We start from the raw sequence: 21954 nt of genomic DNA on the forward strand, positions 1-21954 counted from the left end.
ACAATGACGGGTGCTCATAGGAGGGGCGCGCTCTTGCAGGTCACTGGCCTGTGGCACCCCGCTTCCTTACCCTGGGAGGCGGGGTTTATGTGGGGCATGATCATTCGCATCATGACAAACTGGCAGATCAGCACGTGTTGACGCTATCCCAATCCAGATGTCTGCTCTCACTTTCCTTTTCCCTGCCTAGCCATTCAAAAATGCCCCGTCTCTGCATGGAGAGACGGGGCCAGTTGGGTCGCACTACAGGCATTGCCTGCACAGGGAGAACGTCCGGACAGCAGTAAGGATCGCGAATATTTGGAGTTATGGCGGAGGATATAGGAAGAGGCCTGCTCGGCATGGCCGGAAGAACTTCCGCCCGCTTCAGATCCAGAAACGAATGAGCCCCGCGCTTGAAGGGGGCAGCGCGGGGCTTTTCGATCAAGGGGGATCGAGAACGCCAGCGTAACGTCTGTTGTTGTGATTCGCCTATCTAGCGATGGTGATAATCCCAATTAGTTTGTTCCGTGCCATATGTCATCCATGGACCAAGGAACCGCCGGGAGGAAGCGCGGACGCGCGAAAAATGGCGGAAAGGCGCGGGACTGGACCGCATCCGAAAATGCCCACCATATGAAGCGTCGGAAGACCAAACCGCTGAGTTTTATTGGAAAATCTGGATGCCCGACAAGGATTCGAACCTTGATTGACGGAGTCAGAGTCCCCCAAGATGGTACGGTTTTCTGCGGTTTTTAGGTTCCATGTTGCATCGGTGTTGCATGTGAGAGGCTAGGGTCTGGGCGTGAAGAGGCAGTCTCCGACGCTGAGGCCGAAAGTCCTACAGGTGGCTGTTAAGGCTCATTGCGAATTTGCATTGACGGCAAGGTGCTATCGTCCTCATCAGTGCGACAACAGCGCGAGGGACGAAGTTTGGCAGTACTTTATCATCTGGGGCAATTTCCTCCAGCCGATCTGGATCTTGCTCAACTGTTCCCGCTGGTGGGGCCGGCCAATGCGGCCGTCGCCCGCTATGAGGGCGTACTTTCCGGAATCCCGAACCCCAATGTCCTATTGTCGCCCCTGACTGCTCAAGAAGCCGTTCTCTCCAGTCGGATTGAAGGCACCCAAGCGACGCTGGGTGAAGTGCTTGAATTCGAGGCGGCGGGCGTTACCGATGATGAAAGCACCCCGAAGAAGGCGGATATCCGCGAAGTCCTGAACTATCGGGCGGCGCTGCATGAGGCGGTGCGGCTCATGGCTGAAGGCCTGCCGCTGTCGCAGCGACTGATCAAAGCCGCGCATCGTGTTCTCATGGATGGGGTGAGAGGGCGCAACAAAGATCCGGGCGAATATAGGCGCATCCCCAACTGGATTGGCACCGAAGGATGCACCATCGAGCAGGCGCGGTTCGTACCTTGCGGGGCGGACGACCTGCCGGGCTGCATGAATGCATGGGAGAGCTACATTCACGCGGATGCGCCTGACCGGCTCGTGCAACTGGCGATTGTGCATGCCGAGTTTGAAGCGATTCACCCCTTTCTGGATGGCAACGGCCGGTTGGGGCGGCTGGTGATCCCCCTGTTCCTGCACACCCATGGCTTGCTTTCACAGCCGAATTTCTACCTGTCCGAATATCTGGAGGCCCACCGCGCGGAATATTATGATCGCTTGCTGGCCATCTCGCGCGATGGCGATTGGACGGGGTGGGTCGCCTTTTTCCTTCGAGCCGTGGCTGCCCAAGCGGAAGTCAATATCGGCAAGGCACGTGCCATCCTGAAGCTGCACGAAGAATTGCGTAACTGGATCGTTGAAGCCACGCATTCCCAATATGGTGTCCGCGCACTCGACTGGATGTTTGTCCACCCGATCTTCAGTACGTCGGATTTCATACAGTCGGCGGATATTCCGGGGCCAACGGCCAGAGGGATCGTCCGGAAGCTGCGGGAGCATGGAATGTTGAGGGAACTGGTGGCTGCTTCTGGCCGGCGATCAGCTGTTTTTGCCTTTGCTGAGTTGCTTAACATTGCCGAAGGGCGAGAGGCTTTTTGATGATCGTGAAATGAAGGCAAAAAAGTTTGTTGTTAGCGAAATGGCGTTTTTCGATCATCAAACTGGTTTGTTGTAAATTCGCGATCATCAAAATCCGCTCGCGAATTGGACGGCCCAAAAATGAGGCGGTAAAACTGAGCTGCGTCCAAATGCGTTTCCCCGGCCTATCTGCCCGATTGAGAGAACGCCACCGTCCGGTGACAGTTCGGCGCGGGAAAACGGCTTTGCGGCTACAACGTAGCTCGACGGACGCGTGTGTTCAATCCGCCGCCGAAATTGGCCGGTCTCCGATCAGATCCCGCTCGATGGCTGCCGCAACGGCCGCATCCTGATCGGCTTGGTCAAACAGATGGCCGTAGGTATCAAAGGTGACCTGTATCGAGCTATGCCCCATCCACTTTTGCACTCGCTTCGGATTCACCCGCTGTTCGATCCAGAGCGAGGCGGCGGCGTGGCGGAAGTCGTGCAGGGTATAGCGTTGGGCCACCACCGGCTGCTGTTCTTTGTCCAGCGCCGGCTTGCCATCCTTCATCATCGGATCGGCAATACCGGCCGCAAGCTGCACGGCGCCCATGATGTTCACGTTCATAAACATGTGGCTCATCACGCGCTTAGCCAATGATGGGAACACAAGGCCGTCATCGGTGGGAGGACAGGCCAGCTTCCAGGCTGTAAGGGCGGCAATGGCAGAGGCGGGGAGGGGGATAGTCCGATAGCCGGCCTCTGATTTCGGGGGGCCAATTACGTTCTTCACGTCGGCGCGCTGGTCGACCGTCACCGTAGCCGCCTTCAAGTCTATACACCTCCAAGGCAGGCCGCGCAGTTCTGATGCGCGAAGACCGGCGAAGATGACGATGAGGGCGAGGGGGTAGGCCATCGGCTCGCTGGACGTCTTGGCGGCGTCGATGATGGCTTTCAGTTCGGCTTTGGTCGGGATGACCACCTTGGGCTTTTCGCGCTTCGCTCGGCGCATCTTTACGCCCGCCACGACATTCTGCGCGACATAGCCGCGGCCTTGGGCCTCGCTGATGATAGCGGTGAGAGAGCGGAGAACACGAGAGGCCATCGGCCGGGACAGCTTCTCCATCAACTCATCGCGCCAGCCTTCCGCCATTGGCCGCGTGATCTGGCTGAGCTTTTTGTCGCCGCACATGGGCACTATGTGCAGGCGGACATGCTGACCATAGGCGGCGAGGGTGGACGCCTCCAGGTTCTCGCGCTCCCCGCGCTTGATCCAAAGGTCGGCCGCCTTGGCGATCGTGATGGACTGGCTGTCAGGGGTGTGGGTGCCCTGCTGGACTTGGTACGCTGCCGTCGTCAGCCACGCTTCGGCGTCCTTTTTCCGGTCGAACTGCTTGGCGCGGCGCTTGCCGGCCGCATCCTTATAGTCGACCAGCCATGACTGCTTGGCGGTGCCGTCGGGGGCGGTCCAGGTGCGGCGGCGGATGCTAGTCACCTTGCATCCGATCCTTAAACATGTCGGCTAGATCGGCCTTTTCACGTTCCTTCGCCCACCAAATCAAGGCATTTGAGAAATCATCGGACGAAACGCCATGATGCTCGTTTAGATAATCAGCAATCCTGAATATTAGCGTTGTAGTGTTTACAAGGGAAAGTCGAGAAACCCAGAACTCATTATTGAGTTCCCTTATTTTACAACCTCTAAAAGTAGCTAGATTCATGTAAAATTGTCTATCTCCTTCACTAAGTCCACTTTTCGTGCCTTGCAGGCTGGCAAGTGCGGCAGGGTCAAAAAAGATAACATAGTAATCAGGAATATCGATTTTCCCGTATTTACCGGTGAGGAGGTGCCCTGCGTAACCCGCTGCTGTAGGAAGCGCGCCGCTGTAGTGGCGAAGTAGTGCCACGATCGCTTCCGGTAACATTCCCAGCTGCAGCATCTCGAATGCAACGCCCAAAGAAACCAGACTACCCGCACCGTACGCGGCTGGCTTTCCCCTTCCTGTGTTTACGCCTGGCGGAAACTTCAGCCTTTGAAAGTGCTGTAAGCGCCCTCTCAGCGCGGTCTGCCGGTCATCTGCCACTTCGTGCAAATGAGTTAACAGGCGTAACAAACCAGCCTGTGTGAGGGGGAAGGAAAACGACAAAATGCCTCCAGAACAACAACGATATGTTTTTACCTTGCAGGAACTCGCTCGCATGTCTATGCACAAGATGAACATAACAATGTGTTACTGGTTATCGGAGGTAATATATGGATATGCTCGGTGATGATCTGCTTGAAGGCGCGAAGGGCGTTGAAGAGCATTCCAAGGGAAAAATCAGGCAGCGGCAGGTTTACCGCATGGTCGCGGCGCCAGCGCCAGATATTCAGGCCGTCCGCCAGAAGCTGAATCATCTGTTGGAATTCGGCATGGTTGAACAGAGCGAGCTGCGCGCCATCGCTGCTGACGTTGAGCGTCTTTACGTTGACGTGCAAACGCTGGAATATGCCACAAAATCGGCCAAGGCCACTCAGCTCGGAACAGCGCTGGATCATGGGCTGAATGGGCTGGCTGCGGGCCGTTTGATCCCACGCAATTACCTGATCGCAGCTCCCGAGCTGGTCGCAATTCTCGAGAAAAATATCCCCGCGTTGAAGATCGCCGGCACCGCAATCCACGCCCGGCACCGGTCGAGCATGATGTAATGGGAGTTGGTGGAGTTTTCTGTTCCTCCACCGTGCGCGGCAACCGCGCACCGTTGGCCGCCGGGGACATGGGCGTCGACCCGGCGGCTGGCGAACAACAGCATACCATCGGGTCATTGAGTTCACTGCCGGTTCGACATCCGGCGGGCGCGCGTCCCACGGCGCTGCGCGGGCAGGCGGCGATATCCGTATTGGTCGCCGCCTGCCTTGAACATGTCCATCCAGAGGTTGGCGAAGGGCAGCGACTTCGCCGCGCGCGGCAACGCAGCGCCGCCACCGCCGGGGTTTCGAGTTCCCCCGGCGGTGGCGAACATCAGGATGACAGGAATTTCAGTTCGCCGCTGGCTGATGGTCCCAGCGGGCGCGGGCCGGGAGTACCGCGCGGGCGGGCAGCGGATTTCAGACTCTCCGCTGCCCGCCTCGATCATCAGTTTCGGAGGTTCCTATGAACGATGAACCCGAAGTTCCCAACGTTCCTTATACTCGATCGACCCTACCGGACGCCTCGTGCATCGTGGTCGGTCAGCGCCTGGTGATGGATCAGCAGGTTTACACCATTCTGCGCGTCGACCCTTGCCGCCGGCGTGACGGCTCCATTCGCACGATGATCACGTGGTCGGCACCATGCGCTGAATGTGGTGAAACCTTCTACGGCACAAGCGTCTGCGGCGGTGGCACCCCCACGCGCCGCTGCTTCACCCATCGCACCGGCGGCCGACCTGTGCGCGGCTATGATCCCGGCTAAGACCGCCAGTGCACCGCCTTGGAACAACATCATCTGCTTCTGAAGCAACCCTATGTTCTGGACTTCGCTTGTGTGCGTGAGGCCGGAGAGAAGGCTGCTGTCATAGGGAACTTCGGCGGAGACCGTAGTTTGGACGTTGAACGCGATGACAAGGGCAACTAGCCCGATCACAACCAAAATCCAGCCGGGTACATAGATGCTTGCGCCTGGCGCATTGGCAACGCGTTCTCGATCCCGCGCCGCCGCCTCATAGTAGCCGGTGGTGAATTCGAAACCGCAGATGCAAATATCCTTGTCCGGTCTGCGCGTGAGGCCGCAATTCTCGCATTTCGGCATGATGCTCTCCCCCTTGAGCTTAGGCGTCGAACGATGCCACCTCTCGCCTGCGCTCATCAAGCCCGCAGATGCACCCGTTATGATACAGACATCATGATGAAGAGAAGCAGGCCCAGCACGCAAAAGCCACCGAACAGATATGCCGTCATCACCTTGTTCTTGGCTGCCTCAGCATTAGCCGCTGCCTCATCGCGCGCATAGCTAATGCTCTCTGTTGAGGTAGGCATTTCACCTTCCGTTGCAGAGGTGACGGGCGTCGTTCCGGCGAGCGACGTGCCGGTGATGTCGCGCAGTCGATCTTCAAGCGTGCCGCCCACCAGCAACAATATGCCCGCCAGGAAGACGAAGCCGCCGCCGTGGAAGATCATCTCCCTGAGCTGCGCCCGCGGGAGATTATAGGTATCGGTGAAGCGGCCAGAGCCGATCTGGCTACCCAAAGACGTCAGATTGATCATCTCTTCCGTCGAGACCGTCGACGGCAACAGCAGTAGCGCCACGGCTGCAATCAATATGCCGGCCGCGATCAGCCCGAATCCCCATGCCTTCATGATGTCCACCCCTTTGCATCTGGTCCTGCTTAACCGGTGAAAAAGGGGGCGGGCAATCGCCATAAAATAAGGGGCCGAAACGCCGTGCAACACGCTTCTCATGTTGCATTCATGTTGCATGGAGTCGCCGGGAACTCTCGGAAATCACCGGAAAACGGCGGAATTGCGCGGGTTTCCCTTGCAACATGGGATTGCGGATGGGGGAGGGGCTTAGTGCCGCGAAGTCACTGATTTTCTTAGGGAAAGTGTGGATGCCCGACAAGGATTCGAACCTTGATTGACGGAGTCAGAGTCCGCTCTCTTACCATTAGAGGATCGGGCATCATGGTAAGCCAGTGGCTCACCGGAGACGGCCAAATAGGCGGGGATTCGGCATTGGTCAAGAGGGTTGCGACAGGCATTTCGCACAATTTCGCGCCTTGGCCATGGAACCCCAAAAGATAACCCGCCGGACAGGCTGTCGCTTCCGGCGGGTTCTTCATCAATCCGAAAGATCAGAGAATCTGCTTCCCCAGATAGGGAGCAGGCGCCCCTGTTTCCAAGACCTTATTCCATATCCTCGGTGGTGAAATCCTCACCCTGGACGGCGCCCAGCGGATCGTCTCCGATGGCTGCTTCCGGACCCTGGCGCAGTTCGGCGGCATGCTCTTCAGCAGCCGTCTTAGGCGCAATCAGGTCGACCTGGGCGGAGGCGCGCAGCGCGGCCCGCATCGCCGCGTCACGCGACGAGGCGGCAACGCGCATGCGGTTCATGCCAGCGCCCGTACCCGCCGGGATGAGGCGGCCGACGATGACATTTTCCTTGAGGCCCACCAGCGTGTCCTTCTTGCCCTGGACCGCCGCTTCCGTGAGGACGCGGGTGGTTTCCTGGAAGGAGGCCGCCGAGATGAACGAACGCGTCTGGAGCGAGGCCTTGGTGATGCCGAGCAGCACCGGCTTACCCGCGGCGGGCGCGAAGCCCGGCTGGAGCTTGGCGTTGATCTCGTCCATTTCCTCGCGGTCGATCTGCTCGCCCACCAGCAAAGTGGTGTCGCCGGACTCGATGATCTCGACCTTTTGCAGCATCTGACGAACGATCGTTTCGATGTGCTTGTCGTTGATCTTCACGCCCTGCAAGCGATAGACTTCCTGGATTTCCGCGACCAGATATTCGGCCAGCGGCTCGATGCCGAGCACTTCCAATATGTCGTGCGGGTCAGGCGAACCGCCGATCAGGTTGTCGCCGCGCTTCACGAAGTCGCCTTCCTGAACGTCGATCACCTTGCTCTTGGGGATCAGATATTCGACCGGCTCGCCGCCATCCTCGGGATTGATGGCGATCTTGCGCTTCGCCTTGTAATCCTTGAGGAACTGGACGCGGCCCGAGACCTTGGCAATGATCGCATTGTCCTTGGGCTTGCGGGCTTCGAACAGTTCAGCGACGCGTGGCAGACCGCCGGTGATGTCGCGGGTCTTCGCAGCTTCGCGAGAGACACGCGCCAGCACGTCACCGGCCTGCACCTGCGCACCATCGTCGACCGACAGGGTCGCGCCCACCGCCAGCATGTAGCGGGCGGCTTCGCCCGACTGGTCGTCGAGCAGGGTGAGGCGCGGCCGCAGATCTTCCTTGGTGCGGGCGGCACCACGATGCTCCGTCACGACGCGCTGGGCGATACCCGTCGCTTCGTCGGTTTGCTCGGCTAGCGTCTTGCCGTCGATCAGGTCCTGATACTTCACGATACCGGGCTTTTCGGTGATCACCGGCATGGTGAAGGGATCCCACTCTGCAAAGCGCTCGCCCTTCGCCACGGGGGCACCATCGGCAATCAGGACGGTAGCGCCATAGGGCAGGCGGTGCGTTTCGCGTTCGCGGCCTTCATTGTCGATGATCGCGATCTCGCCATTGCGGGCGAGCGACAGGCGGCGGCCATTCTTGTCGGTGATGGTCGGCATGTCGCGCAGCTCGATCGTGCCGTCCGACATGGCTTCCAGGTTCGACGTTTCGTTGAAGTTCGCCGCGCCGCCGATGTGGAAGGTACGCATGGTGAGCTGCGTGCCCGGTTCACCGATGGACTGCGCCGCGATGACGCCGACCGCTTCACCGATATTGACCGGCGTACCACGGGCGAGGTCACGGCCGTAGCACTTGCCGCACACGCCCATCTTGCTTTCGCAGATCAGCGGGCTGCGGATCTTCACGGCCTGCGTGCCGATGGCTTCGATCTGCGCCACCAGCGCTTCGTCGAGCAGCGTGCCGATCGGCACGATGACTGTACCGTCCTTGCTGTCGACAATATCCTGCGCCGTGGTGCGGCCCAGAATGCGCTCACCGAGCGAGGCGATGACCGAACCACCCTGAACGATGGCCTTCATCTCCAGTGCCTTTTCGGTGCCGCAATCTTCCTCGACGATGGTGCAGTCCTGCGACACGTCGACCAGACGGCGGGTCAGATACCCTGAGTTCGCCGTCTTGAGCGCGGTGTCGGCCAGACCCTTGCGAGCGCCGTGGGTGGAGTTGAAATATTCAAGGACGGTCAGGCCTTCCTTGAAGTTCGAGATGATCGGCGTTTCGATGATTTCGCCCGACGGCTTGGCCATCAGGCCGCGCATACCGGCAAGCTGCTTCATCTGGGCCTGCGAACCACGGGCGCCGGAGTGGGCCATCATGTAGATCGAGTTGATCTGGGCCATGCGGCCGGTCTGCGGGTCCTTGGGCTGGGCGCGGATCTCGTCCATCATGGCGTTCGCGACCTGGTCGCCGCAACGGCTCCAGGCGTCGATCACCTTGTTGTACTTTTCCTGCTGGGTGATCAGGCCGTCCTGATATTGCTGCTCATAGTCGGCCACCAGCGCCTTGGTCTCGTCGACCATCGCGGTCTTCGAATCCGGGATCACCATGTCGTCCTTACCGAAGCTGATGCCGGCCTGGAACGCGTGGCGGAAGCCCAGCGCCATGATGGCGTCGGCGAACAGCACCGTGTCCTTCTGGCCGGTGTGACGATAGACCTGATCGATCACGTCGCCGATTTCCTTCTTGGTGAGAAGGCGGTTGACGACGTCGAAGGGCACCTTGTGCGACTTGGGCAGGCATTCGCCCAGCAGCATGCGACCGGGGGTCGTCTCGAACCGCTTCATATATTGCTGACCGTTTTCGTCGGTCTGCGGCACGCGGCTGGTGATCTTCGAATGCAGGGTCACAGCCTTGGCATAGAGAGCCTGATGGACTTCCTGCATGTCGGCCAGCAGCATGCCTTCGCCCGGCTCGCCTTCGCGCTCCATGGACAGGTAATAGATACCCAGCACCATGTCCTGCGAGGGGACGATGATCGGCTTGCCGTTCGCGGGGCTGAGGATGTTGTTGGTCGACATCATCAGCACGCGCGCTTCCAACTGGGCCTCAAGGCTCAGCGGGACGTGGACGGCCATCTGGTCGCCGTCGAAGTCGGCGTTGAAGGCCGAGCAGACCAGCGGGTGAAGCTGGATCGCCTTGCCCTCGATCAGCACGGGTTCGAACGCCTGGATGCCCAGGCGGTGGAGCGTCGGCGCGCGGTTCAGCATGACCGGGTGCTCGCGGATCACTTCGTCCAGGATGTCCCAGACTTCCTTGCGCTCCTTCTCGACCCACTTCTTGGCTTGCTTCAGGGTCATGGACAGACCCTTGGCGTCGAGGCGGGCGTAGATGAAGGGCTTGAACAGTTCGAGCGCCATCTTCTTGGGCAGGCCGCACTGGTGCAGCTTGAGTTCCGGACCGGTCACGATGACCGAACGACCCGAATAGTCGACGCGCTTGCCGAGCAGGTTCTGACGGAAGCGGCCCTGCTTGCCCTTCAGCATGTCGGACAGCGACTTGAGCGGACGCTTGTTCGCGCCGGTGATGACGCGACCACGACGGCCGTTGTCGAACAGGGCGTCGACGGCTTCCTGCAACATGCGCTTTTCGTTGCGGACGATGATGTCCGGCGCGCGCAGTTCCATCAGCCGCTTCAGGCGGTTGTTGCGGTTGATGACGCGGCGATACAGGTCGTTGAGGTCCGAGGTCGCGAAGCGGCCGCCGTCCAGCGGCACCAGCGGGCGCAGTTCCGGCGGGATGACCGGCACGACGTCGAGGATCATCCACTCCGGACGGTTGCCCGAGTCCAAGAAGCTCTCCACGACTTTAAGCCGCTTGATGATCTTCTTGGGCTTCAGTTCCGACTTGGTGACTGCCAGTTCGTCCAGCAGCGCCTGCTTTTCGCCCTCAAGGTCGAGGTCCATCAGCATCTGCTTGACGGCTTCGGCGCCGATGCCGGCGGAGAAGGCGTCCTCGCCATATTCGTCCTGCGCGTCGAGCAGTTCGTCTTCGGTCAGAAGCTGGAACTTTTCGAGCGGGGTCAGGCCCGGCTCGGTGACGATGTAGCTCTCGAAATACAGCACGCGCTCAAGCTGCTTGAGCTGCATGTCGAGCAGCAGGCCGATGCGCGAGGGCAGCGACTTCAGGAACCAGATGTGCGCGACGGGCGCGGCCAGTTCGATATGGCCCATCCGCTCGCGGCGGACCTTCGACACCGTGACTTCGACACCGCATTTTTCGCAGACGATGCCCTTGTACTTCATGCGCTTATACTTGCCGCACAGGCATTCATAGTCCTTGATCGGACCGAAGATGCGGGCGCAGAACAGGCCGTCACGCTCGGGCTTGAACGTGCGGTAGTTGATGGTTTCCGGCTTCTTGATCTCGCCGAAGGACCAGGACCGGATGCGCTCGGGCGAGGCGAGGCCGATCTGGATCTGGTCGAAGGTTTCCGGCTTCTGGACCGGGTTCGCGAAGTTGGTCAGTTCGTTCATGATTCATGTCCCTCTAGAGGGTAAAATTTCTCGGGCGAAGAAGGGGAGGGGCGCCGCCGATAGGCAGCGCCCGACACGCCTTATTCCGCCGCCTGCGCGAAGCCGTCGCCGTCTTCCTCGATCTCGTCCATCGCGGCGAGTTCGACGTTGAGGCCCAGCGAGCGCATTTCCTTGACCAGCACGTTGAAGCTTTCGGGGATACCGGCTTCGAACGTGTCGTCGCCCTTGACGATCGCTTCGTAGACCTTGGTACGTCCGACCACGTCGTCCGACTTCACCGTCAGCATTTCCTGCAACGTGTAGGCGGCGCCGTACGCCTGGAGCGCCCACACCTCCATTTCACCGAAGCGCTGGCCGCCGAACTGCGCCTTACCGCCCAGCGGCTGCTGGGTAACAAGCGAGTAGGGGCCGATGGAACGGGCGTGGATCTTGTCGTCGACCAGGTGGTGCAGCTTCAGCATGTAGATGATGCCGACAGTCACCTTGCGGTCGAAACGGTCGCCGGTGCGGCCGTCGAACAGGTCCGACTGGCCCGACGAGTGCAGGCCCGCCAACTCCAGCATCGCGGACACGTCGGCTTCGCGGGCGCCGTCGAACACTGGTGTCGCCATCGGCACGCCGCGCTGGAGATGTTCGGCAAGGTCGACGATCTGCTCGGCCGTGCGGCCGTTGATCTGGTCGGCATAGTGCTCGCCATAGGTTTCCAGCAGGCGGGTCTTGACCGCATCCGGCATCTCGCCAGCCTGCGCGTTCGGATTGGCTTCGCGCCAATCTTCCAGCGCATGCTTGAGCTGCTGACCGAGGCCACGCGCGGCCCAGCCAAGGTGCGTCTCGAAGATCTGCCCGACGTTCATGCGCGACGGCACGCCCAGCGGGTTCAGCACAATGTCGACATGGGTGCCGTCTTCAAGGAACGGCATGTCCTCGATCGGCAGGATGCGCGAGATCACACCCTTGTTCCCGTGACGGCCGGCCATCTTGTCGCCCGGCTGGAGCTTGCGCTTCACCGCGACGAACACCTTGACCATCTTGAGCACGCCCGGCGGCAGCTCGTCGCCGCGCTGGAGCTTGTCGACGCGGTCCTCGAACTTCTCGACGATCAGCTTCACCGCTTCGTCATACTGCGCCTTGACGGCTTCGATGCCGGCCTGACGCGTGTCGTCCGCGACCGCGAACTTCCACCATTCGTGACGCTCGACCTCGCCCAGCAGGGCTTCGTCGATCTCGACACCCTTGCGCACGCCCTTGGGAGCAGCCGCAGCCGTCTGACCGAGCAGCATTTCCTGAAGGCGGTTGAAGGTCGCGCGGTTGAGGATGGCGCGTTCGTCCTCGCGGTCCTTGGCGAGACGGTCGATTTCCTCCCGCTCGATCGCCATGGCGCGCTCATCCTTGTCGATGCCGTGGCGGTTGAACACGCGCACTTCCACGACCGTACCGGCAACGCCCGGCGGCAGACGCAGCGAGGTGTCGCGCACGTCGCTCGCCTTTTCACCGAAGATCGCGCGAAGCAGCTTTTCTTCCGGCGTCATCGGCGATTCACCCTTGGGGGTGATCTTGCCGACCAAGATATCGCCCGGCTCCACTTCGGCGCCGATATAGACGATGCCCGCCTCGTCGAGGTTGCGCAGCGCTTCCTCACCGACGTTCGGGATGTCGCGGGTGATGTCTTCCGGCCCCAGCTTGGTGTCGCGGGCCATGACCTCGAACTCCTCGATATGGATCGAGGTGAAGACGTCATCCTTCACGATCCGTTCGGAGATCAGGATGGAGTCTTCATAGTTGTAGCCGTTCCAGGGCATGAACGCGACCAGCGTGTTGCGGCCCAGCGCCAGCTCGCCAAACTCAGTCGACGGGCCGTCGGCGATCACGTCGCCAGCCTCGATCAGGTCGCCCACCTTCACCAACGGACGCTGGTTGATGCAGGTGTCCTGGTTGGAGCGCTGGAACTTCTGGAGCGTATAGATGTCGACGCCCGACTGGCCGGGTTCAATGTCGCCGGTGGCGCGGATCACGATACGGGTCGCGTCGACCTGATCGATGATGCCCGCGCGCTTGGCGGCGATGGCCGCGCCCGAGTCACGCGCAACCGTGCCTTCCATGCCGGTGCCGACGAACGGCGCCTCGGCACGGACCAGCGGCACGGCCTGACGCTGCATGTTCGACCCCATGAGCGCGCGGTTGGCGTCGTCATTTTCCAGGAACGGAATGAGCGAGGCCGCGACCGAGACGAGCTGCTTGGGGCTGACGTCCATCAGGGTGATGTGGTCCTTGGGCGCCATCAGGAATTCGCCCGCTTCACGCGCCGAGATCAGATCCTCGGCCAGCGTGCCCTCTTCGGTCAGTTCGGCGTTGGCCTGCGCGATGGTGTGCTTGGCTTCTTCCATCGCCGACAGATAGACGACCTCGTTCGTCACCTTGCCGTCGATCACCTTGCGGTACGGCGTTTCGATAAAGCCGTACTTGTTCACGCGGCTGAAGGTGGCCAGCGAGTTGATCAGACCGATGTTCGGGCCTTCCGGCGTTTCAATCGGGCAGATGCGGCCATAATGGGTGGGGTGGACGTCGCGGACTTCGAAGCCCGCGCGCTCGCGGGTCAGACCGCCCGGCCCGAGCGCCGAGACACGGCGCTTATGGGTGACTTCCGACAGCGGGTTGGTCTGGTCCATGAACTGCGAAAGCTGCGAAGAGCCGAAAAACTCACGCACGGCGGCCACGGCGGGCTTCGCGTTGATGAGGTCGTTCGGCATCACGGTCGACACGTCGACGCTGCTCATGCGCTCCTTGACGGCGCGCTCCATGCGGAGAAGGCCGACGCGATACTGGTTCTCCAGCAGTTCGCCGACCGAGCGGACGCGGCGGTTGCCGAGATTGTCGATATCGTCGATCTCGCCCTTGCCGTCCTTCAGGTTCACCAGTTCCTTGACCACGGCGAGGATGTCCTCGACGCGCAGGGTGGTGACGGTATCCTCGGCATCGAGGTCGAGGCGCATGTTGAGCTTCACGCGGCCGACGGCCGAGAGGTCATAGCGCTCCGGATCGAAGAACAGGCCGGCGAACAGCGCTTCGGCGGTTTCCTTCGTCGGCGGTTCGCCGGGGCGCATGACGCGGTAGATGTCGGCCAGCGCCTGATCGCGTTCCTCGGCCTTGTCGGCCTTGAGCGTGTTGCGAATCCAGGGACCGGTGGTGACATGGTCGATGTCGAGCAGTTCGAGACGGTCGATGCCCGCCTTGTCCAGCTTTTCGAGGTTTTCCGGCGACACTTCGTCACCAGCCTCGATGTAGATTTCGCCGGTGCTCTCGTTGATGAGGTCGTAGGCGCTGTAGCGGCCATAGACTTCCTCGGTCGGGATCAGCAGCGTCTCAAGCCCGTCCTTCTCCGCCTTGTTGGCGGCGCGGGGCGAAATCTTGTGACCGGCGGCGAACACGACTTCGCCCGACTTGGCGTCAACAATGTCGAACGCCGGCTTCTGGCCGCGCCATGCTTCGGCGGTGTAGGGAATCTGCCAGCCGCCTTCGCCACGGACGAAAGTGACCTTGTTGTAGAAATAGCCGAGCATGTCCTCCGGCGTCAGGCCCAGCGCATAGAGCAGCGCGGTGACCGGCAGCTTGCGCTTGCGGTCGATACGGACGTTGACGATGTCCTTGGCGTCGAATTCGAAGTCGAGCCACGAACCACGGTAAGGGATGACGCGGGCGGCGAAGAGATATTTGCCCGACGAGTGGGTCTTGCCGCGATCATGGTCGAACAGGACGCCCGGCGAGCGGTGCATCTGCGACACGATGACGCGCTCGGTTCCGTTGACGATGAAGGTGCCGTTCTGGGTCATGAGCGGCATGTCGCCCATGTAGACATCCTGCTCCTTGATATCGAGCACGGAGCGGGTTTCGGTGTCCTGGTCCACTTCGAACACGATCAGGCGCAGCGTGACGCGCATCGGCGCCGCATAGGTGATGCCGCGCTGACGGCATTCCTCGACGTCATATTTCGGCTCTTCGAGTTCGTAGTGAACGAAGTCCATTTCCGCCGTGCCCGCGAAATCGCGGATCGGGAAGACCGAGCGCAGCGTCTTTTCCAGGCCGGAGACATAGCCGATCTTCGGGTCGGAACGCAGGAACTGCTCATAGCTCTCCCGCTGGACCTCGATCAGGTTCGGCATCTGCACCACTTCGTGGATGTCGCCGAATACCTTTCTGATGCGCTTCTTCGCGCCGGTATTGCTGATCGTGGGGAGAGCTTTGGTCGCCATTGCGGTTCCTGCCTGTAGTTCGTCGAATTTTTTCGCATCGCAGCGAAAATTCAGCCTTTGCATGACAAGTTTCGGGGTGATTCGCCCCTATGCAGTCACGCAAAAAAGTGCGGGCCGGGACTGTCCGATCCGCACTGTCAGCGTCTTGTAACCCGCCGTTTTCGCCCCATTCCGCCGGTTTCGAGCGCTAAACGAAACCGATCCCCGAGCGATCCGGGGGACGGCCCCCGCCTCGCCCGATGGCGGTGCATGGACCGGATTTGAATAGCCCATATAGGTCCGAGGTCGCTGTTTGTGAAGGGGCTTCCCGTGTCCGACTACTGCCTTCCCGCATTTGGCGGACGATCTGCCGGCGGTGGCGCAGTCTTGACCTGTCCGTCGGCCCGAGTCTCCGATGGGCGGATCAGTGCGACGAGCGCCGCCGCCGCCAGAGCCATTGCCGCATAAATCAGCACGGGCAGGTCATAGCCGCCGCTCGCAAGGTGCATCCAGTCTGTCCATATCGGTGCAAGCGCGCCCACCAGGCTGATGATCGCGGTGTTGATGCCCAGCAGTCGCGAAAAGGCGTTCGGGTGGACGCTGTCGGCCAGCAGCATCGGTCCCGACTGGCCGGGCAGGGCGCTGGCGATGCCCCATAGCAGGACAAAGGCGGTCACTCCGCCCCATCCCATGATACGCACGCCGATAAGTGCCGCCGTGCCGGCCGCCAGCAGCATCGCCGTGCCGATCAGCGCAGGCTGCGGCCCGATACGATCGGCCAGTATACCGCCCAGCAGCAGCGCCGGGAGGCCCAGCAGATTGGCGATGCTGTATGCGGCCACCGCGCCCGGTTGCGAAAGGCCCTGCGCCATGAGTCCGTCGACGGCCGCGAAGAGTATGCCGTTGATTGCCAGTTGCAGCAACGTCATCGCGCCGACGATCCGGCGGACATTCCCGCTGCGCAGGACGAGCCACAGCGGGCGTTCGTCGGTCTCGGTGGTCCTTGCGATCCGACCGCTGGGCACCGCCAGCACGAGCGCCGGACAGGCGAGTATGATCACCAGCGTGCAGAGCTGCATCGCCGCGCGCCAGTCCCAATGGATAATGGCCCCGCCGATGAGGGGCGGTACGACCGCGCCCGCCATGACCGCCGCGCCAAGGAAGACGCCCAGCGCTGCCCCCCGCCGCCGGGGATGGTGGCGGGTGATGATCGCGATGCCTGGCACGATGGTGGACGAGCCGACGCCTGCTCCTGCCACGGCCATCGCCGCCGCGAGCCACAGCCGTTCCTGCGCCAGCGATGCAGCGGCACAGCCCGCCGCGCTCAATATGATGCCGCCGAGCAGTACCGGCCGCACGCCCAGCCGGTCCAGCGCCCAGCCGACGGGCGCCGCCATGATACTCATCGCCAGCAGAAATGCTGTGGCGGCGATACCGGCCCGTCCGCCGAAATCCGCCGCCATGGCGGGAAGGAAAAGGCCGAGCGACATGAGAGTGCTACCCTGGATCAGCAGGGTGATGGCGGATAGCGCCAGCAGCGGTGGCGAGACCGGTATGGCGGAGAAAGAGGCAGGGCGGCGGACCACCGGACCGCCCTTATCGATTTTCTGCGCCGAAATGAACCGGTTGATGTCCGATTTGTGCAATGCGGCATCCATCAAGTCGGTATAGTCCATTCGGCTTTGGGTTCCGTGGGGACGGAACGGGTGGGGATGGAGCTTTGATCCGCACGGAAGATATTTATGACGCCGCCACGGACGATGCGGCTTTCGACCGGCTGGCTTCCACGCTGGCGGGCGCCGTGGGCGCGCGTTCGGGGGTGCTGCATTGGGGCCATGCATCCGATCATGTCGCCGAGATTTCCTATTCGGGCTATTTTTCCGACAGGCAAATGGCGATTTACGAAGAGGAATTCCAGGACGACGACTTATGGGGGGCGGCGGTCGTTCGGGCCGAAGCCGTCAATCGCGTCTGGAATGTCGAGACGTTCGTATCCGATCATATCTATGAGGGCAGCCGAATCTACAATGAGTGGATCAGGCCCATGGGCGATGATACGTTTCGCTGTTTGGGCGGAGTGATCCACAGGGATGGCCTGACCGGCCATATCGGCCTGCATCGCGGCCGCGCGCAAAAGCCCTTCAATTCCCAGGAGGAGCGCGTGATCCAGGAGAATATGGGCCATATCGCCCGGATGTTCGCGATTCGCAGCAAGCTCGACCGCATCAATCACCATGGCCGGTCCTTGCAGGCCACGCTCGATATGCTGGGGCATGCCGTCTTCACGCTGCGCCCGAACGGGACGCTGATCGACTGCAATCGGGCGGCGGATATGTTGCTGTGCAGGGCAGATGGGCTGACCTTGCGTCAGCGGCAGTTGAAGGCACGCGACCCCCGCGATGACGAAGCCCTGCAGACCGCGCTGAGGATCGCATCGGCGCGCGAGGGCGGGCAGGCCAGTGCGATCTTCATCCATCGGGCGGCGGATTCGCCCTATGTGCTCTCGATCGCGTCGGTGCGCGTCGGCGCGCAGCGGCAGATCGTTGCCATAGCCACGGATCCGAATGAAGAGGATGCAAGTCTTACCAGTCGCATTCGCGCGCTCTATGGCCTGACCAAGGCTGAAGCGGAGGTGGCTCAGGCGCTCTGCGCCGGTCGGGGCCTGGAGGAATTGTCCCAGGAACGGGGCGTGGCGCTCAATACCGTGCGTACGCAGATCAAGAATATCTATGCGAAGCTGGATTGCAGCCGTCAGTCCGAACTGGTGGCGCGCATCGGTGCGTTGCCGCGCTTGAGTGCTGCGAAGAACGGAGATTAAGGGCGCCCGGAATCTCCTGTTCCTGCAAAGGCAGGAGCATGACGTCAGGGCTGGGCGGGTACGGCAATGACGGGGGGAGGTGGGGTAATCTTCACCGTTTCGAACCGCTCTTTACGGCGCACGCCGGCAAGTTCTGGTGCGGCGGGAGGCGTAGCAGATGCGGTTGCCGTGGGAACGCGCTGGCGCATGCATTCATCCTTGTTGCCGCGCGGCGTCTGTATGCAATTCCACAACGCGCGCTGCAAACCCGTCGCCTCGTTGTGGATATAGGCGAACGCCATGCTTTCCATCTGGTCGCCGGACAACGGCAGGCCAGCCGGCGCGGTGCCGATACGCCACGCCATGATCCGGCATTCCGGCCGGCCCGCGCAAAAGGTTTGCGCCAGCGCCGGCCAACTGTCCGGCGCCGTATTGCGCCCCAGTTCGACCAGGAAGCTTTTCGCGCCCGGTGCGATCGCGATCAGCCGCACGCCTGCCATCATCTTGCCCAGCGAGTCCGCCCCGATCGCCTGTTGCGGCTGCGCGGTCAGGTCATGCAATGCGCCCCCGGCGAGCAAGGCGGCCGACGGCACGACGACCGCGCCCGGCCCGCCCTGATGAGCGGCGGACAGTCGGGCGATACGCGCGATCAACGGCTCGCCATTGTCGCCGGTCCGGCGGAAGGCGGGCGGCGTGCCCCACCAGCCGCGCCAGCGGAAGAAGAGGTGGGTGCCCACCGCGCCGATCTTGTCCAGACTGCCACTCCAATAGGGAACCACCCAGTCGGTGTGATAATGGGTGGCATAGCCGACAGGCTTGTAGACCTTGCCCGCCAGGGCCGATCTGGCGATCTCCCGCGCCCTTTCCCATGCCGCCTGAGTGGGCGTGCGGGCGAGGGCGCCATCACAGGTGAAGGTGAACTGGCAGCCGGTGGCGCGTTCCTGCCCCTGAAAGACGACGCCGCAGACGGTCTTGGGAAAGGCGGGATGGCGTACGCGGTTGAGCACGACCTGTGCCACGGCCCGCTCGCCTGACGCATCGTCGCCCGCCTCATAAAGTTGCGCCGCGGCCAGACAGTCCGTGGCGCGGGCGAGATCGGTTTCGGATCCTGTGAAGAGGAAAGGCCGCGCCGCCGGATTGGGCAGGTGGGAAAAGGGCACGGCGGCGTTGAACGTTCGCGCCTGATTCCGGTCGAGCGCATAAAAATCGACCGGCTCTACCGGCGGGGGCGGGGTTGCCGGACGTTTGAGACGCGTGACCGAGACGGCGTCAAACGGATGCTTTGACGCGGGTATGCGCCCTTCCCAGGTCGCGACCATGGCGGGCAGGCCGACGAACAGCATGAGCCAAAGCAGCCACGCCCATTTGCGTGGCTGGCCAGGGGGTGCAGCGTCGGTCATGCCCGGCCCGGAACTGCCTTATTCGGGCAGGAAGTCGGGCACCGACAAATAGCGTTCGCCGGTGTCATAGTTGAAGCCCAGAACGCGGCTGCCTGCGGCGAGTTCCGGCAGCTTCTGAGCGATGGCGGCGAGTGTCGCGCCGGAGGAGATGCCCACCAGCACCCCTTCCTCCCGCGCGGCGCGGCGGGCGAACTCCTTGGCGTCAGCCGGATCGACCTGGATCACGCCGTCGAGCAATTGGGTGTGGAGGTTTGCCGGGATGAAGCCAGCACCTATGCCCTGGATCGGGTGGGGGCCGGGCTGGCCGCCGCTGATGACATGGGACAGGGTCGGCTCGACCGCATAGACCTTGAGATGGGGCCAGAGCTGCTTGAGCACCTGCGCCACGCCGGTGATATGACCGCCGGTGCCGACGCCGGTGATCAGCGCGTCCAGGGGCGAGTCAGCAAAATCGGCGGCGATTTCCTGCGCCGTGGTGCGGACATGGACGTCGATGTTCGCCGGATTCTCGAATTGCTGCGGCATCCACGAGCCGGGGGTCTGCTCGACCAGTTCCAGCGCGCGCTCGATTGCGCCCTTCATGCCCTTTTCACGCGGCGTCAGGTCGAAGCTGGCGCCATAGGCCAGCATCAGCCGGCGACGCTCCAGGCTCATGCTCTCGGGCATGACCAGGATCAGCTTATAGCCCTTGACCGCCGCGACCATGGCCAGGCCCACGCCGGTATTGCCCGACGTCGGTTCGATGATCGTGCCGCCGGGTTTCAGGTCGCCCGATGCTTCGGCGGCCTCGATCATGGATAGGGCGATTCGGTCCTTGATCGACCCGCCGGGGTTGGAACGTTCGGACTTGATCCACACTTCCGTGCCTTTGGGTGCATCACCGAACAGCCGGTTGACGCGGATATGCGGCGTATTGCCGATGGTTTCCAAAATGCTGGATGCCTTCATTGCGCTTTCTCCTGCTTGGATTCAGCCGCCCCTTGTTCGGGTAGGATTTCAGGTGGGTCGAAGGTACGGGCAAGGCGCAGTTCTGGAAAGAGCCGTGCCCAGATAAGGGTTATCATAATGGCGCCGATGCCGCCGCCGATCACCGCCGCAACCGGGCCGACCAGTGCGGCGAGGAAGCCGGATTCCGCCTCGCCCAGTTCGTTGGAGGCGGAAATGGTGAGCTGCGACAGGCTGGACACGCGACCGCGCATCTCGTCGGGCGTATGAAGCTGGATCAGTGACTGGCGGACATAGACGGATACCATGTCGGCCGACCCCAGCAGGATCAGGGCGGCGATGCCGACTTCCGGCGCGATGGCGCGAGGCAGGAAGGCGGTACTGCCGAAGATGATGGTCGCGATGCCGAACAGGATGACGGCGCCCAGCATTTTCAGACCGACTTCGGTCTTCATCGGACGGAAGGAGAAGAAGAGTGCGGTGACACCCGCGCCGATGCCCGGCGAAGCGGCGAGATGGCCAAGGCCCGCCGACCCCACATGCAATATGTCGCGGGCGTAGACTGGCAACAGCGCGGTCGCGCCGGCCAGCAGAACCGCGAACAGGTCGAGCGTGATGGTCGCAAGCACGAGCCGGTTGGTGCGGACATAGGTGAGGCCGTCGATCATCTGGCGCACCGGATGGCGGCTGGTGTCCCGGGGCGGCTGCGGCACCGGACCGATCAGCAGCATGCAGAGCAGGGCGACGGCGAACAGGCCCGATGCCAGCGCATAGGCGCCCCAGGGTTGAATGGCATAGGCATAGCCGCCCAGCGCCGGACCCGCGATCATCCCCGCCTGCCAGACGACGCTGGCAATGGCGATGGCGTTGGGCAGCACTTCGCGTGGCACCAGATTGGGGGCAAGGGCGCTGTAGGCCGGGCCGTTGAAGGCGCGAGCGATACCGACGATGGCGGCGATGCCGAAGATCAGGGGCAGGGTGATCCGACCCTCATAGGTTGCGAAGGCCAGTGTTCCCGACGCCAGCATCAGCAGCAACAGAGTGAAGCGGGCGATCTTGCGCCGGTCGAAATGGTCCGCCACCCAGCCTGTCACGGGCGTCAGGAAGAAGAGCGGCAGGAATTGCGCGAGGCCGATCAGGCCAAGCTGGGCCGAGGCAGCCCCCGTGCTCATCGTTTCGCGCGCGACATTATAGGCCTGCCACGCCAGCACGACCATCATGCTGTATTGCGCGAGTACCGCCGTCAGCCGCCCCAGCAGATAGGCCCGGAAATCACCGAAGCGCAGGGGATGGTGCGGGATGGAAGGGCTATGCATCGGCCCTCCTTAGCGCCTGCACAATGACTCTCGCAACCTGATCGGTAGAGAAAAGGCGCAGCAATATTTGGGGTGGGGAAGGTGTGGCTTTAGGGGAACGGGATGCCCTGCCCGTAGGCTGGAGAGGCGCCATGTTCCTGCCTTCGCAGGAACATGG

General features: G+C 62.0%; 14 protein-coding genes and 1 tRNA gene. 3 read left to right on the top strand and 12 right to left on the bottom strand.

Annotated features, from left to right (window positions below; all coding sequences use genetic code 11):
• The first annotated feature begins 912 nt into the window (after positions 1-912).
• Positions 913-2031, top strand: a complete 1119-nt coding sequence (locus CAF53_RS11765) for a Fic/DOC family N-terminal domain-containing protein (protein WP_100238144.1) — start codon at positions 913-915, stop codon at positions 2029-2031.
• Positions 2032-2290: 259 nt separating this feature from the next.
• On the opposite strand, the gene CAF53_RS11770 is transcribed toward CAF53_RS11765, so the two are convergent.
• Together CAF53_RS11770 and CAF53_RS11775 are read right to left on the bottom strand one after the other, a co-directional pair.
• The gene (locus CAF53_RS11770; RefSeq protein ID WP_100238145.1) at positions 2291-3487 is read right to left on the bottom strand and encodes a site-specific integrase; all 1197 of its coding nucleotides are present in this window, start codon (positions 3485-3487) and stop codon (positions 2291-2293) included.
• Positions 3480-4139, bottom strand: a complete 660-nt coding sequence (locus CAF53_RS11775) for a hypothetical protein (protein ID WP_157801253.1) — start codon at positions 4137-4139, stop codon at positions 3480-3482. Before CAF53_RS11775 ends, CAF53_RS11770 begins: the two co-directional genes overlap by 8 nt.
• A 107-nt stretch (positions 4140-4246) precedes the next feature.
• On the opposite strand from CAF53_RS11775, the gene CAF53_RS11780 reads away from it, so the two are divergent.
• Positions 4247-4681, top strand: a complete 435-nt coding sequence (locus CAF53_RS11780) for a hypothetical protein (protein WP_100238147.1) — start codon at positions 4247-4249, stop codon at positions 4679-4681.
• A 122-nt stretch (positions 4682-4803) separates the two neighbouring features.
• Here CAF53_RS11780 and CAF53_RS27070 read toward each other — a convergent pair whose 3' ends face one another.
• The 7 genes from CAF53_RS27070 to CAF53_RS11815 all read right to left on the bottom strand — a co-directional run bounded on the left by CAF53_RS27070 (position 4804) and on the right by CAF53_RS11815 (position 17015).
• On the bottom strand, positions 4804-5109 hold the full coding sequence (locus CAF53_RS27070) for a hypothetical protein (RefSeq protein ID WP_157801254.1): 306 nt from the start codon (positions 5107-5109) through the stop codon (positions 4804-4806).
• A 65-nt stretch (positions 5110-5174) separates the two neighbouring features.
• Positions 5175-5762 carry a hypothetical protein gene (locus tag CAF53_RS11790; RefSeq protein WP_100238149.1) on the bottom strand — a complete coding sequence of 196 codons (588 nt, stop codon included), beginning with the start codon at positions 5760-5762 and terminating at the stop codon, positions 5175-5177.
• Positions 5763-5839: 77 nt separating this feature from the next.
• Positions 5840-6310 (bottom strand): hypothetical protein, encoded by a 471-nt coding sequence (locus tag CAF53_RS11795; protein WP_100238150.1) that lies wholly within the window; start codon positions 6308-6310, stop codon positions 5840-5842.
• Positions 6311-6558: 248 nt separating this feature from the next.
• Positions 6559-6632: transfer RNA gene (locus tag CAF53_RS11800), tRNA-Gln, on the bottom strand.
• Between the two features lie 224 nt (positions 6633-6856).
• The gene (rpoC, locus tag CAF53_RS11805; protein ID WP_046763511.1) at positions 6857-11113 is read right to left on the bottom strand and encodes a DNA-directed RNA polymerase subunit beta'; all 4257 of its coding nucleotides are present in this window, start codon (positions 11111-11113) and stop codon (positions 6857-6859) included.
• A gap of 80 nt (positions 11114-11193) precedes the next feature.
• Positions 11194-15360 (bottom strand): DNA-directed RNA polymerase subunit beta, encoded by a 4167-nt coding sequence (rpoB, locus tag CAF53_RS11810; protein WP_100238781.1) that lies wholly within the window; start codon positions 15358-15360, stop codon positions 11194-11196.
• Positions 15361-15677: 317 nt separating this feature from the next.
• Positions 15678-17015, bottom strand: coding sequence for an MFS transporter (locus CAF53_RS11815; protein ID WP_242443424.1), 1338 nt, complete (start codon positions 17013-17015; stop codon positions 15678-15680).
• 44 nt (positions 17016-17059) lie between these two features.
• Between CAF53_RS11815 and CAF53_RS11820 the strand changes: the two genes are divergently transcribed.
• Positions 17060-18157, top strand: coding sequence for a LuxR C-terminal-related transcriptional regulator (locus CAF53_RS11820; RefSeq protein ID WP_242443425.1), 1098 nt, complete (start codon positions 17060-17062; stop codon positions 18155-18157).
• Positions 18158-18201: 44 nt separating this feature from the next.
• Here CAF53_RS11820 and CAF53_RS11825 read toward each other — a convergent pair whose 3' ends face one another.
• From CAF53_RS11825 to CAF53_RS11835, 3 genes are read right to left on the bottom strand one after another with little or no spacing between them, the layout of a single operon-like run.
• On the bottom strand, positions 18202-19536 hold the full coding sequence (locus tag CAF53_RS11825) for a cell wall hydrolase (RefSeq protein ID WP_100238151.1): 1335 nt from the start codon (positions 19534-19536) through the stop codon (positions 18202-18204).
• 18 nt (positions 19537-19554) lie between these two features.
• Entirely contained in the window at positions 19555-20484 is a 930-nt protein-coding gene (gene cysK, locus CAF53_RS11830; protein WP_046763508.1) for a cysteine synthase A, read from the bottom strand.
• On the bottom strand, positions 20481-21797 hold the full coding sequence (locus tag CAF53_RS11835; protein WP_100238152.1) for an MFS transporter: 1317 nt from the start codon (positions 21795-21797) through the stop codon (positions 20481-20483). Before CAF53_RS11835 ends, cysK begins: the two co-directional genes overlap by 4 nt.
• Between the last annotated feature and the right edge of the window lie 157 nt (positions 21798-21954).

This window comes from Sphingobium sp. LB126 (assembly GCF_002795205.1).
GTDB classification, from domain to species: Bacteria; Pseudomonadota; Alphaproteobacteria; order Sphingomonadales; family Sphingomonadaceae; genus Sphingobium; species Sphingobium chungbukense.

Excerpts from the sequence above, each read along its gene's own strand:
- CAF53_RS11790 (WP_100238149.1), bottom strand. The coding sequence starts at position 5,762 with ATGCCGAAATGCGAGAATTGCGGCCTCACGCGCAGACCGGACAAGGAT.
- CAF53_RS27070 (WP_157801254.1), bottom strand. The coding sequence starts at position 5,109 with ATGATCGAGGCGGGCAGCGGAGAGTCTGAAATCCGCTGCCCGCCCGCG.
- CAF53_RS11835 (WP_100238152.1), bottom strand. The coding sequence starts at position 21,797 with ATGCATAGCCCTTCCATCCCGCACCATCCCCTGCGCTTCGGTGATTTC.
- CAF53_RS11815 (WP_242443424.1), bottom strand. The coding sequence starts at position 17,015 with ATGGACTATACCGACTTGATGGATGCCGCATTGCACAAATCGGACATC.
- CAF53_RS11780 (WP_100238147.1), top strand. The coding sequence starts at position 4,247 with ATGGATATGCTCGGTGATGATCTGCTTGAAGGCGCGAAGGGCGTTGAA.
- CAF53_RS11795 (WP_100238150.1), bottom strand. The coding sequence starts at position 6,310 with ATGAAGGCATGGGGATTCGGGCTGATCGCGGCCGGCATATTGATTGCA.
- rpoB (WP_100238781.1), bottom strand. The coding sequence starts at position 15,360 with ATGGCGACCAAAGCTCTCCCCACGATCAGCAATACCGGCGCGAAGAAG.
- CAF53_RS11825 (WP_100238151.1), bottom strand. The coding sequence starts at position 19,536 with ATGACCGACGCTGCACCCCCTGGCCAGCCACGCAAATGGGCGTGGCTG.
- rpoC (WP_046763511.1), bottom strand. The coding sequence starts at position 11,113 with ATGAACGAACTGACCAACTTCGCGAACCCGGTCCAGAAGCCGGAAACC.
- cysK (WP_046763508.1), bottom strand. The coding sequence starts at position 20,484 with ATGAAGGCATCCAGCATTTTGGAAACCATCGGCAATACGCCGCATATC.